This is a genomic window from Ruegeria sp. CJ6 (assembly GCF_056536665.1).
Genome location: NZ_JBQFQB010000002.1, coordinates 619399 through 632913 on the forward strand (window position 1 = coordinate 619399; position 13515 = coordinate 632913).

The window sequence follows — 13515 nt, forward strand, 5'->3', positions numbered from 1 at the left end:
ATCCTCCGGATCAGGCGCGCGCGCGGGCGCTGGTGGGATCAACGGCGCAGGTATCGATCACTTCGGCCTCGCGCATTTCATTGTGGATGAGCACCTGCATTTTGGTGCCGGGTGCCGTCATCTCGTGTGGAACCAGCGCCATCGCAATGTCGTGGTTGCAGTAATACGAGAATCCGCCCGAAGTGACGCGTCCGATCAGCTTGCCATCGGCATAGACGCCTTCGTCAAACATCACCGAGGTGTCGCAGAACGGCAGCTTCAGTGTGACCAGTGTGTTGTATCCACCCTGCTCCTGCTGCTGTTGCAACGCGGCTTTGCCGATGAAATCACGTTCGGCCACCTGCCCGCCGATCTTCTCGGTCATTGCAACGAAACGGCCCAAATCGGCCTCATATGGGGTCAGGTCCTTGCAGATTTCGCGGTTGATCGCGCGATAGGATTTCTCAAGCCGCATCGACTCCAACGCTTCAAGCCCGAAGGGTTTCACACCCGATTTCAGCAGCAGATCAACGAGGTGGCGATTGTACCCGACCGGGTGGTGCAGTTCCCATCCCAACTCACCGGTGTAGGAGACGCGCAACAAGTGCACACCTTTGGCATAGCCCACCTCGCCCATCTGTGCTGACAGCCATGGGAATGCTTCGTTCGACAAATCATTATCGGTCAATGGTTGCAGGATGTCCCGTGCCTTGGGCCCGGCCAGTGCGATCACGCCCAGCTGTTCTGAGATATCCTCGATCACCACCGAGCCATCACCTGGCAGCACGCGCTGTAACTGATCCCAATTGTAGGCTCGCCAGTTCGGCGTCGATATCAGGTAGAAATCGTCGTCGGCATAGCGCACGATTGTGTACTCCGCATCCATGCCGCCCTTGTCGTTCAACATCAGCGACAAGGTCATGCGGCCCACCTTGGGCAGCTTGTTGGCCATCAGGCTATCCAGCCATTTGGCGGCACCCGGCCCGCGCACTGTGAACTTGGTCATCGGCGACATTTCGATGAAGCCAGCCTCTTCACGGGTGGTGCGCACCTCTTCCTGAACACGCTCCATATGGTTGGTGCGGCGGAAACTGTGTTCGGGGATCGCCTCTTCGGGCGATTTGGCAAACCAGCGAGGAAATTCGTAGCCGTTAAAGCTGGTCCAAACCGCGCCCTGAGCAGTCAAAAGATCATATGACCCCATGGTCTTCATCGGGCGCGCATCCGGGAAGTCCTCACCCGGAACATGCGCATCCATATGGGTGCCCCATGTCTCGCGCACCTTATCCATGGTCCAACGTTTTGAGGCGTAGTCCGAGAATCGACGCGGGTCGAGCTCCGACATATCCATGCCCGGATCGCCATCGACGATCCATTTGGCCAAACGGTTACCAACGGTGCCGCCCCAGAGGATGCCACCAGGCATGCCTTCGGCCAGCCAAAGGTTCTCATGCCCCGGTGCGGGTCCGGCCAGAGGCAGCTCGTCCGGGGTCATCTGGAACGGGCCACGGGTGTTGGCCTTGATCCCAACTTCACCCAAGGTCGGCACACGTTCGATGGCGCGTTCCCATTGGGTTTCCACGGCATCAAAATCCTCGGGCAACAGATCGGCCCCGAACTCGGGCGGGACACGATCCTCGGCAAACAGTTTGAGGTCTTTGGTGAATTCATACGGCCCGAACTGGATCCCGCCCACATCTTCGCGCAGATAAGCGCCGTAGTCCTCATCCCGCAGGATTGGGAATTCGGGCAAGCCTTGCGCCCGGCGCTCTTTCAACAGCGGCACCGTCTCGGTCGTCCAATACTGGTGAACGATCGGGATACATGGCAGGTCCAGCCCCACGCGGCGCGCGTTTTCGCGGGCGTAGTTGCCGGTGGCAAAGATCAGATGCTCGCAGGTGATCTCACCCTGATTGGTGGTCACTTTCCAGTGGCCATTGTCCAGCTTCTCATAAGCCTGCGCTTCGGTGTTCTGGTATACCTTGGCGCCGGCATCCCGCGCGAGCTTGGCCAATGCCATAGTAATGTCGGCGGGATTCACATAGCCGTCTTCCGTGTGCAGAATACCACCCCGAATATCTGGACTTTGGTTCAGCAAGGGATGAATCTCGGCAATCTCCTCCGGCGTCAGCAGTTGGCAGGGCACGCCCGCAGCTTCGGCAATCGAGATATAGGACTGGAACTCATCCCAGCGCTTTTCGGTATTGGCGACCCGCAGCTGTCCTACCTTACGCAGTCCGACCGAACTGCCCATCTTCTCTTCCACCTCGGTGTAGATGCGGATGGTTTCCATCGTCATCTTCGACACGTTGTGCGACCGCACAAAGGTTACTAGCAAACCAGCCGCATGCCAGGTGGAACCCGAGGTCAGTGTGGTGCGTTCCAGCATAACGGCATCAGAGCATCCATGTTCGGTCAGCCCATATAGAATTGACGCCCCGACGCATCCGCCACCGACAACCACGACTTTTGCATGTGACTGCATACTGCAACTCCTTCAAATTGTGCACGACCAACCGGGGATCGAATTGCATGAGGAAAGATCGATATGATGTCCAAGGGGCTTGAGGACCCTTGGCACATCCCTTGATCATGTCTCAAACGGTTGTGGCGAATTTTCACATTGAACTGCTGGCGGGCAATTGCAAAAAGATTCACTCTGCATAAGATGAACTAAGCCAAATCGCTGCTGATTGCGTTCTTATTATCGGGTTTTCAACTTGTCACAGGTCAAAACATCTTGCCCAACCGCCCATATGATCTTCCGCCCCTAAGCTCTCTGATCAGCTTTGAAACCGCAGCGCGGCATGTGAGTTTCAAAACTGCTGCTGAAGAGCTGAATGTTACGCCCGCAGCGATCAGCCATCAGGTCAAAGCGCTTGAGAACGAGCTGCAATGCGCGCTGTTTCTGCGCCATCATCGCGGCGTCGAACTTACCGAAAGCGGAGCCTATTTGCTGGTCGCCCTTCAACGTGGCCTTGAAGGGATCAGCGAGGCCCTTGGGCAGTTGCGCCGACAGTATGACCACAAAGGCGTGACGATCCGTTCCTCTACGGCGGTCAGCTCGCTTTGGCTTACACCACGGCTTGCCCAGTTTTGGAAAACGCATGGCCATGTTTCTGTGACACAAGTTGTGACCGATCTCGGGGTCGATACCTCAAAATGTGATCTAAGCATTCACTACGGTGATACACGCCGCGATTCAGGGATTATCAAGACCTTGTTTCACGACAACATCATGGCCTTATGCAGCCCTCGGTTTGCGAAACAGAACCCAATCGAGCATGTCGGCGAGATCGCCAAAGTGCCGCTCATCCATCTTGATGCACCAGATACCGGTTGGACCGATTGGCGGGCCTGGACCCGTAAACTGGGCTATGAAGGCCCGCTGAATTCCGCGCATCGGGTCAACAATTACACGATCGCGCTTCAGGCCGCTCAGGACGATATGGGCGCAGTGCTGGGATGGGAGGGACTGACCTCGGAGCTGACCGCATCCGGAAAACTGGTCAGACTGTTGCCGCAAACCATCTCATCGCAACTGGATTTCTACGTGAAACTACACAACACCTCATCCGACCGCGCCAAGCTTGTGTTCAAATGGCTCGGCCAAGCGGCTGACGGAAAGGTTTAAACTCGGCTCAGACCTGATCAGGACGAAATATCTTGGGAGCGAAGATCGAGGGCCTTACCGTTGATTTCTCGCTGTCCTGAATAAAAGCAAGAACACAAACACCGATCCGATTGAAGTTGTGACGATCCCCACCGGCAATTCCTGCGGAGCCAGCAGAAGCCTGCTGAGAATGTCAGAGCCGGTCAACAAGGCAGCACCAACCATAGCGGCGGTAGGTAGAAGGTTTTTGTGCAGGGGACCTGCGATCCCGCGCGCAATATGCGGCACCATCAGACCGACAAAACCAATCACTCCGGCTACGGAAACAAACACGGCCGTTGCCAAGGCTGCGGTGAAAAACATGCTGAACCGCAGACCCCGAACCGGCACACCCAGAGTAGCGGCAGTCAAATCCCCGGTCAGCAGCGCATCCAACCAGCGGCTGCGATAAAGCGAATAGCTCAGGATCAGCAGCAGACCGATGCACACCAGCGGGAACGTCTCCCAACGGGCCAGGCCCAGCCCCCCCAGCATCCAGAAGATGACAGAATGGGCGGCGCGGCTATCACCGGCGAAGATCAGATAGTTGGTGATGGCCGAAAACAAAAACGACACAGCCAGACCCGCAAGGATCAGCTTCTCCGGTGCGCTGGTGCGAAGCCCATGAACCAGCGCCAGCACGATGCCCGACGCCACAAGACCGCCGCAAAAGGCAGCCAGAGGCAGAGTCCAGAAACCCAGAATATCTCCGGTCACGGTAATTACAAACACCGCCCCCGCTGCCGCGCCCGAGGACAGGCCGAACAGAAATGGATCGGCAAGGTCATTACGTGTGGTCGTTTGCAGCACCACGCCAACGATGCCCAGCCCGGCACCGATCACGGCTGCAAACAACGCGCGGGGCAATCGCAGGTCGAATACGATCCTATGCAGCGGCGACATCTCTCCGTCCTGCAACCCGGTACCTCGCAATATCGCGGTGAAGGTGTCGGACAAAGGAATCGAGGTTGTGCCGTAGATCGTGGAAATCAGCAAAAGGGCGGTCAGAACGACCGCCCCCAGCAACAACGTCAGGCCCAGTCGGCCCATATTAGCTCTGACCCGGATGCATCGCGCGCGCCATCTTCGAGATCGCTTCGATATTTGCCGGTCCGGGCGTCAGCTCTTCGTAGCGCAATCCGATCCAGCGTTCGTTCTTGACGGCATCAGTCTGCGACATGACGGGATGTTCCTGCAGGAACTTGAAGGTGTCCTCGGCGCCATTGCCGGTCTGATAATCCAACAAAACCAGGAATTCCGGGTTCGATGCGGCAACGGCCTCCCACGAAGTGCGGCCCCAGCTCGTGTCCATGTCATGAGTGACGTTTTCACCACCAGCGGCTGTGATCATCGCATCGGGAATCGCGAATTTACCGGCGGTAAACGGAGCATCTGCAGGACCATCCAGAAGAAAGACGCGGGGCTTGGGCAGTTCAGCAGTCTTGGCTTCGATCGCTGCCAGCTGCTCTTTCCAGCCCGAGACCAGAACCTCGGCCTTGTCTTCGACTTGCATCACCTTGCCCAAGCGCAACACATCGCCAAACAGAAGATCCATGCTGGCTTCGGGGCGATCCTTGTCCAGATGGACACAGCTTTCCGTTAGAACCAAGGTCTTGATTCCGAACGGTTCCAATGTATCTGGGGTCACATCACCACCCGGCTTCATGCCATAGTACCAACCTGCAAAGAACAGGTCGGGTTCAACCGCCACCAGGTTTTCGACGGTCGGATATTTCGGCGCAAGCTCGGGGATGTCGCCGCGCAGGGCATCAAAATCAGGGCTGGTCTTGTACCAGCCGGTGATGCCGGTCAGGCCGACGATCTTGTCCTGCAGACCCAACGCAAAGGCCATATCGGTCATGTTCATGTCATGCACAACCAGGCGCTCGGGCGCGGTATCAAAAACCAGCGGTTCGCCGCAGTTGTCTACGGTGACTTCTTGCGCAGCAGCACCGCTTGCCATGGCGGTGGCCAACGCCACGGGCCAGATGTATTTCATCTCAGTGTGTTCCTTCGACTAAGTTGAGACTGTGGTTCTTCGAATATCAAGCGCCGGGATCACGCGGCCTTCGTGGAGAAAGCAGAGGAAATCAACGCCAAAAGTTTCGCGGACTCTTTCGGGTGTCAGCACCTTGTCCACCGACCCAAACTCGATCATGCGGGTCGATTTCATCAGCGCCACGTGTGTGGCGAATTCGGGGATCATGACCAGATCGTGTACGATCATGACCACGGTGATCCCAAGCTCGGCGACCAAAGACAGCATCCGCCCTTTTGCATCAGGATCCAGATGGTTGGTCGGTTCGTCCAGAAACAGCAACGAAGGGTTTTGCGCCAAAGCGCGCGCGATATGGGCACGCTGACGTTCGCCTCCGGACAGTTGGGCCATGCGCTTGTCCGCGAGATTGGCGAGACCGGTCAGGTCTAAAATCCGGTCCAGCTCTTGCGCGTGGCCTTCGGCAGAGCGGTCCGCACGGATGGGTATTTGCCCCAGCGCAACATAATCGCGTAACGCCAAGCGTCCATCGGGCAGTTCCTGCTGACCTACCACTGCAATCATGCGCGCACGCTCTTTGGCAGAGAGCTGTTTCAGACTGCGTCCTTTGATCCGAACATCGCCAAGTGCCAGCGGCTCAGCGCCGCACAACAGATTGAGAAGCGTCGTTTTCCCCGCCCCGTTCGGGCCGGCGATGGCTAGAATGGAACCCTCGTCCAACTCGAACGAGACGCCCTGCAACAGGACATCTCCGTTAAGGGCATAATACTCAAGGTTTTCGGCAATCAGAAAGGGTGGCAACGTCATTGCGATGCCCCCTGTTCGATCCGCGGCATGCGCGAGAGGGTTTTATTGGACAACGCCTGCGGGCGATCAGTGGCATTTGTCCAGCCATCCGGGCTTTCACGATACTGCGCTGCAAACTCAGCCAGCGACTGCACCTCATCCGCGGTCTGAATGCCACCAAAAAGGTATTGCGCCTTTCCTACGGCCTGGAACCCAACCGTTCTGGGACTATCGCAGCCTGCCATGCAAGACGACGCGCGGATCGCAAAACTGCGAGGTAATTTCCCAGTCAACGCATCGCAAATTTCATCAAGGGGCAGCCCTTCAGCGCAGCTTTCGCAGACTAGAATGAAATGATCAGGCGTATCTGGCATGGTCCACTCCACTTGTTTCCAAGCGCATGCGGAAGCTGCCGACAATGTAAACACGCGATTGACGCGCCATCAAAGCCTCCTTCCAGGACGCCCCGCCCCGGGTTGGTTAAACATCTGATGGCAGGTCTCCTGACTTGCGGGTCCGCGCTCGGCCAACCTTCCCGATCCTGTGGACCAGTGGCTGTTTGGCCTTGCTCACCGCTTACAGTTGCGGGGGCAGTTACGGAATTGGCACCTTTTGGCAAGCCTCACCGTATTCCCTTTTCATCCCGCGGCAACGCCACCGGGAACCATCAATCGATTGAGTGCCCGAGAACACCGGACACGTCAATGATAAAGTCGAAGGCACCCAACTCTGGTCGAGGATCGAGCGCCGCCAACCACGTGTCCGAAGCACCAACCGAATAGCTTGGGCTGCGCGCCGAATTTGTCTGGCCACGGTTGTCCATAGTTGGTGTGTTTGGAAATTAGACAATCTGAGGTAAGCTGAACAAATTTAGAGGTTTAGCTTTGTCAGCACCTTACCCCTGTTTGATCATTGCCTGGGTTTATCCAAGGAGACGGTTCTTTGACACATGTTTCGCAAAACGCATTGCCGCCGGATATTGTTGATGATGTCATTGACCACAATCTCGAGGCCGTAGCACGGTGGAAAGGCCATCGCTTAAGGGCTCAGCATGGGCGCAGTCACGGGTGTGTAGCTGCAATATTCACCGTCAGAAACGATCTACCAGAACAGTTCCGTCACGGCCTGTTTGAACAGCCCGCAGCCTATTCAGCCGCACTTCGCTTTTCCAACGGCGCGCATCTGGATGACCGGAAATCGGATGCCCACGGGATGGCGATCAAGCTTTTTGATGTGCCTGGCCCCAAGCTGATCGACGCCGAAGCACTTGCGCATCTGGGGACCACACAACTTAGCGACGAGTTCGATTTTGTATTGGTCGATCAGGATGTGTTTCCCAGCTACGTCCCCGATGAATATGAGCGATTGGGCAGGCTTGTCGCCACATTACAAGCGGTCCAGCACGCGATCAAAGGGCGACGAAAATGGAGTCTTAGGTTGATCACCAAAGGGCTGCGCGCAGGATTTCGCGCCTTCCTCACTCGTGAAGGCAAGCGTCAGTTTCGCGTCGCGAGTGATTTTGCCTCGAACTATATGCACTCGCCTTTTGAGGTCCATTTCTGGTCGACAACACCGTATCGGCTGGGCCCCGATCTAACGGTCAGATACTTGGCCCGCAGCGCGAAACCAAAAATTCCGGCACATCCGGTAGACGACCCAGATGGGATCGGGCAATGTTTGCGGCAAAACGTGGCCGATGGAGATAATCACTTCGAGCTGTGTGTGATTGAGCCCCCGCGCCCGGCCGACGAATTCGATGTGCTCGACAATCGCATCCGGTGGGCATGCGATCCGCAACCAGATGCACCTCTTGATCCGTACCATCATACCGTCACGCCCGTGGCGGATATCACGATTCCCAAAGGTGCAGAATTTGATCCGCAGAATGGCGACGCGATGAGCTTCTCGCCCTGGCGTGTCACGGCAGATCACGAACCTTTAGGACCGATTAATGCGATCCGGCTCAGAACCTATCTGAGCCTGGCCCGCGCCCGGTTCCCGAACCGATGACCAAACGGAGATGTATTGATGCTGGACGTTGATGATCTGATCAAACTCGGATTCAAGATCTCCCCACCCGTTACGAGTTATTTGGCCGCGATCAGGCTTGCAAACGCCGCGAAGATCCACCGACCGCGGCCCTATACAATGGGCGCAGACTACACGACATGGCCCGGCGTGTTTTCCCATCGCTGGATCGGTCGGCATACGACGCCAGAAGACCTCTCACCCGTCCTGCCGTCGGAAAGCGAAGTTGCTGATCTCTTTCGCCGACGGACACAAATGGATGGCAACCCGCTTACCTTGATGTGCCCGCAAGGATCGACACTTTTGTTTATCTCAGCCGCACAATGGTTTACCGACAGTTTCCTTCGCACCTTTGGGGCGAAAGGACCGGTTGATCAGACGGATTCGAACCACGAGGTCGATCTGTGCCAAATCTACGGGCTGAACGATTTTCAGACCGACATGCTGCGCGAACGCGATCCCGATACCACTGAACTAACCCACCGGCTGGCCTTTCGTCTGGATACACAGGGCGAGATGTGGGCTCCGAAGCTGTTTCAAAAAAACCAATCCGGTGGTGTTAAGCTTGCGCCCCCCTTTGATGGCAGTCTTGCCACTGGCGAGAATTGCGGAAAGCCCCTGCACGATCCATGCAAGTTGTGGAATGCGGTGAAACGGGCACATCCGGGTCTCAGCGATCACGCGATTGACCAGCTACTGCTCGATTTTCATGCAACCGGGCTCGATAATGGCAATGGTACCATAGGCTATATCACGATCAATACACTGATGTTGCGCGCCCATAACACCTTTGCCGATCTGTTGTGGCGCGAAAAGCGCGGCATATCAGGCTGGGACAAAGAGCGTGTGTTCCAGACCACACGCTGCACCTTGATCGCATTGCTGATCAAGCTTGTGCTTGAGGACTACATCGCCCACATCGCCAATATGCCATTCAAACTGCCTGTTGGCGTCAATCGCTGGCAACCGTGGCATCATTCCAACCAGATCGCGATTGAGTTCAATTTGCTCTACCGCTGGCATTCGATGATCCCTGAGCGATTCATAATCGACGGCGCACAGGTTGGCCCGGAGGGGTTCAGATTCAATCCACGACTGGTCGAACAAACGGGCTTGGCGGAAATGATCCGATCATTGTCGCGCCAACCTGCGGCCCGCATGTCGCTGCGCAACACGCCCGATTTCCTGTTCCAAAGGCCTGCGCCCGGTGCTCCTGCCCCTGTCGAAGCTACAATTGCCCTGACGCGTAAGGCGCGTCTTCCGTCGCTGAACACTTATCGTCATCATTTCTGCCGCAAACCGCATTCAAGCTTTACTGAGATGGTTGGTGATCAGCCGTTTGCGGACGAATTGATTGCCGACCTGAGCCGGCTTTATTGCGACGTCAATAGGGTCGAGTTGTTCCCTGGTCTCTTTGCGGAACAGCACAAGGGCGATGTGATCATGGGCGATCTGATGACATCGATGGTGGCGTATGACGCAATCACGCAGCTTATGAACAACCCGATGGTGTCCAAAAACTTGTACTCGGCTGAGACTTTTTCAGAGAAAGGTTTTCAGTTGTTGAAGAAAACTTCGTCATTCTCGCAGGTGGCGCGTTTTGTTGGCTTGGACCTGCAACCCGAAGACTGCACTTTAGGTCGACGTCCCGGCGGGACCTAAGACGCGACCGCGCTCTTCCAGCTCAGTAATCCGCGCGGCAACTTCCGTATCGGCTGGCCGGATGCAGGCAAGATCACTCAGCGCGCGCAATTCATACAGCGCCGCGCCCTGATTATTTGCCACGGCAATAGCTTCACGCAAAGCCGCCTCAGCCGCGTCGAACGGACCACCTTGTTCCAGTAGAAGAGCCGCCTTTATCCGGTAGATTTCAGCTTCATAGTTCCGCTCGTCAGTGTTTTCTGCACATGTCAGACCAGCCCCCACCGCATCCAACCCTTTTTGAATCTCACCCAGAGCAAGATAGCCCCGTGCGAGCTCGGCGTTGACGAGCACGCCAGCCGCCTCGGCACCCGTTGCGTGCATCCTTCCCCAAGCGGCCTGCAGCATGGCCACGCCCTCTGTGGCCTCGCCGGTTCTGATGGCAGCCCCGGCAAGATGGGCCGTCGCAACAGCTTGGTAATAAGGGCCGCCCTTGTCCTGAACAGCCGCGCTCAGCGCCTTGGCCATACGCGCATAATCCGGGTGGTCCATCTGCATGTGGATTTCGGTCAACCAATGCATTGCATTTGCGATGATCAAGGGCTGGCCCGATGCAATCGCGGCGTCAACTGCCCGCTTGGCTTTGGCGAGTGCCGCCTCAGTTTTGCCCTGAAAGCTGTCAACCAGCGCGCTCATACTCTCGATTTGTATCACGGCTGCAATATCGGGGCTGTTTCCAGCTTCGGCGCGATGCGCATCCGCATGAGACGCCGCTTGTTCCAGAGCTGCTGCCGCATCCTGAAACCGACCGCGCGGGGATAGCGCGGCCCCACAGATGTAGTTTCCGACCATTCGGGTGTGGTGATCGTCATACGCATCGATGATCGCTTGCCCCCATTGCTCGGCGTTCTGGTAATCACCTTTGACCATTGCAGCGGTAAAGAGACCCCTGCCCGCGCGAACAAGAGTACGTCTGTCGCCCAGCTTTTCAGCCAGTTCAAAACTGCGCCCAAAGGCATCGATTGCGGGCTCGGCACCATAACCGACATGCACGCGTTCGGCAGCGGCCAGAAGGAATTGCAAGTTCAATTCAGCTTCATCGCGTTGGTCTGCTGGCAACTCGTCCAACAGCCGCAATCCGTTTCGGGCATGCTGAGCCCCTTCGCGATTTGCGTGGCGCCTCAGGTTCAGCCGCGCGGCCTCCGACCAGGCGGCCACCGCCTTCGTTGTTTCACCGGCCAGTTCCCAGTGCCGCGCTATTTGTTCAGGCTGTCGGGCGGCTTCCGGTTGGGCGGCAAGGGCTTCTGCCGTGCGTCGATGCAAATGAATGCGACGGTCCCGCACAAGGCTTTGATATGCCGCCTCACGCACCAATTCATGGCGGAACCGCCAGATCATTTCTGCGTCGTCATTCGCGCCGGGCAGATGTTGCAAAATACCCGTGGCGGCGAGCCCAAAGATAGCGTCTTCGGACTCGTCTTCAGTCAGTCCACTGATCTGAGCCAGCAAAGGTGCCCCAAAGGCACCACCAATAACAGCGGCCTCGATCGCGGCGCGTCGGAGTTCTCCGACCTCGTCCACCTGTTGCGCCAGGAGGTCATGCAACGTGGCGGGAATGTTGTCCACGATACGTTCAGGCGACGCAGCGATGGCGGCAGAGCACTCCTTGATGAAAAGGGGCACACCATTGCCGCGCGCCAAAATCTGCGCCGTGGTGCGGTCGTCAAGGCGCTCACCCGAGGCCGCCTTGGCCAGTTCTGACGAAGTCGCATCATCGAGCGGTGGAAGCGACAATTGCTCAAGAGACGGTATGCTCTCTTTGATCGCTGATGGCGCCGGCATCCGCGAAACCATCAACATCAGGACGGGAAGTGATGTCAGATGCTCGGCCACGTCGCGCAGCACCGAAAGGGTCGATGGGTCGACCCATTGCATATCCTCAACCACGACAAGCACCGGCCCCTCTCGGCTGAGTTTTTGGTAGACGCGGATGAATATGTCACTCAGCTGCGCGCGCAGTTCGTCCTCACTGGTCGTCCCGCTGTCGCCGGGGCCCGGGGCAAGAATGAAATACAGCGTGCGAAGTTGCGCGTCGTCCAGAATATCGCTCAGATGTTCTGACAACCGGTTGCGACGCGCGGCAATATCGTCCTGATTGTGGATGCCGCACCACCGTTCGACCTGTGATATGAAGGGAAAGAACGGTGTGCTGACATGGAACGGGCTGCAGTGATAGGTCACCCATGCCTGCGGCCCGACCGACGAACGCAGATCACGGATCAGGTGCGATTTGCCAATCCCTGCCTCACCCAATATGTGAATCACCCGCCCTCTTCCAGCGTCCACATCTTTCCACGCGCGGCGGAGTTGTCCGCGTTCGGCTTTGCGGCCAAGCAACGGGGTGCGGTTATGGCGGCGTGCCTGATCCTTGCCTTCACCGGTCAATCGATAAACTGGAACAGGCCGGTCGAACCCCGCGAGGTTCTGAACGCCTTGCGGCTCGAACTCCATTTGTTCGGCCCCAAGCGCTCGTGTTGCCGCAGAAACCATTGTTCCACCGGGGGTTGCCAACGACTGAAGACGTGCCGCAAGATTTAGCGTCGATCCAAAAATCGCGTCGGGCTGAATATTGGTCCCAAGCGCGATGTCCCCGACAAGAACTACGCCGGATGCGATCCCAATCCGGCACCTGAGATCGAGCGGACCCGCCATTGCGGGCAGATCAGTATGGATGCGCAGCGCCGCGCGTAGGGCGCGCTCGGCATTATTTTCAGACGCAGCAGGCCAACCAAAGGCGACGAGGATACCGTCGCCCACGATCTGCAGCACCCTGCCCCCGAACTCATCGGCAATTTGTTCGACCAGTTTATGATAACGTAATGTCGTAGACAGCAAATCTTCGGGCTCAAGCATTTGAGCCAATACCGTGGACTCGACAAGATCCACCATCATGACAGTCAGATGGCGGTGCTCCATCGCGCCAAGATCAGTTTCCGGGCCGGTGGGGTGCAGCACCATCAGCGCGCTCCGCGACCGGCGCTCATGCGGCGTGGAGATTTAAGGCCAACGCCTTCCCCGGAACCCAAAAACGAGAACATGCCCCCCATCGCGAAGCCTTAAAATAATTAACAGATTGCTCGCACCGCCGCTCGACACCACGAAAACTGATTGTGAGACTATATGAAGCTTCGCATTCTGGCTATGCCCAACGCCTGCTGAAGCGAAGAAGTGCCTGATATTACATGTAGGATTGAGAATGCGCGCCAGCGGTCGAACGAATGCCATCGTCGGAAATCCGATCTGGCAACGAATCTTGATCGCAACACGCCGTTCTTCGCCGAGACCAGATAGCCAGTTCAACTCAAGCCACGAACAGTACTTGAACAATTCACCACAACAAGCATATTCGGTCGCCAAGAGACAGTCTGATGAT

At 57.0% G+C, this 13515-nt stretch carries 10 protein-coding genes and 1 riboswitch; of the genes, 3 read left to right on the plus strand and 7 right to left on the minus strand.

Annotated features, from left to right (window positions below; all coding sequences use genetic code 11):
* Positions 1-10 precede the first annotated feature (10 nt).
* Positions 11-2464 (minus strand): GcvT family protein, encoded by a 2454-nt coding sequence (locus ACR0BT_RS08445; protein WP_170422564.1) that lies wholly within the window; start codon positions 2462-2464, stop codon positions 11-13.
* A gap of 255 nt (positions 2465-2719) precedes the next feature.
* Here ACR0BT_RS08445 and ACR0BT_RS08450 point away from each other — a divergent pair, with 255 nt between their 5' ends.
* The gene (locus tag ACR0BT_RS08450) at positions 2720-3613 is read left to right on the plus strand and encodes a LysR substrate-binding domain-containing protein (protein ID WP_170422562.1); all 894 of its coding nucleotides are present in this window, start codon (positions 2720-2722) and stop codon (positions 3611-3613) included.
* 54 nt (positions 3614-3667) lie between these two features.
* On the opposite strand, the gene ACR0BT_RS08455 is transcribed toward ACR0BT_RS08450, so the two are convergent.
* From ACR0BT_RS08455 to ACR0BT_RS08475, 5 genes are all read right to left on the minus strand, one after another.
* Entirely contained in the window at positions 3668-4681 is a 1014-nt protein-coding gene (locus ACR0BT_RS08455) for an iron ABC transporter permease (RefSeq protein ID WP_170509083.1), read from the minus strand.
* A gap of 1 nt (position 4682) precedes the next feature.
* On the minus strand, positions 4683-5630 hold the full coding sequence (locus tag ACR0BT_RS08460) for an ABC transporter substrate-binding protein (protein ID WP_480762933.1): 948 nt from the start codon (positions 5628-5630) through the stop codon (positions 4683-4685).
* An 18-nt stretch (positions 5631-5648) separates the two neighbouring features.
* Entirely contained in the window at positions 5649-6434 is a 786-nt protein-coding gene (locus ACR0BT_RS08465) for an ABC transporter ATP-binding protein (protein WP_170562123.1), read from the minus strand.
* Complete coding sequence (locus tag ACR0BT_RS08470) at positions 6431-6787, minus strand: DUF1636 family protein (RefSeq protein WP_480762935.1); 357 nt, start codon at positions 6785-6787, stop codon at positions 6431-6433. Before ACR0BT_RS08470 ends, ACR0BT_RS08465 begins: the two co-directional genes overlap by 4 nt.
* 102 nt (positions 6788-6889) lie before the next feature.
* Positions 6890-7097, minus strand: a riboswitch (cobalamin riboswitch).
* Positions 7081-7236: a hypothetical protein gene (locus ACR0BT_RS08475; protein ID WP_170422553.1), complete on the minus strand. Its 156-nt coding sequence runs from the start codon at positions 7234-7236 to the stop codon at positions 7081-7083. Its footprint overlaps the riboswitch before it by 17 nt.
* A 119-nt stretch (positions 7237-7355) precedes the next feature.
* Between ACR0BT_RS08475 and ACR0BT_RS08480 the strand changes: the two genes are divergently transcribed.
* Positions 7356-8423, plus strand: coding sequence for a catalase family protein (locus ACR0BT_RS08480; protein ID WP_170663359.1), 1068 nt, complete (start codon positions 7356-7358; stop codon positions 8421-8423).
* Positions 8424-8441: 18 nt separating this feature from the next.
* Positions 8442-10103: a peroxidase family protein gene (locus tag ACR0BT_RS08485; protein ID WP_480762936.1), complete on the plus strand. Its 1662-nt coding sequence runs from the start codon at positions 8442-8444 to the stop codon at positions 10101-10103.
* Here the strand turns inward: ACR0BT_RS08485 and ACR0BT_RS08490 are convergent.
* The gene (locus tag ACR0BT_RS08490; RefSeq protein ID WP_480762937.1) at positions 10077-13100 is read right to left on the minus strand and encodes an ATP-binding protein; all 3024 of its coding nucleotides are present in this window, start codon (positions 13098-13100) and stop codon (positions 10077-10079) included. The two genes, ACR0BT_RS08485 and ACR0BT_RS08490, sit on opposite strands and share 27 nt — an antisense overlap.
* Positions 13101-13515 lie beyond the last annotated feature (415 nt).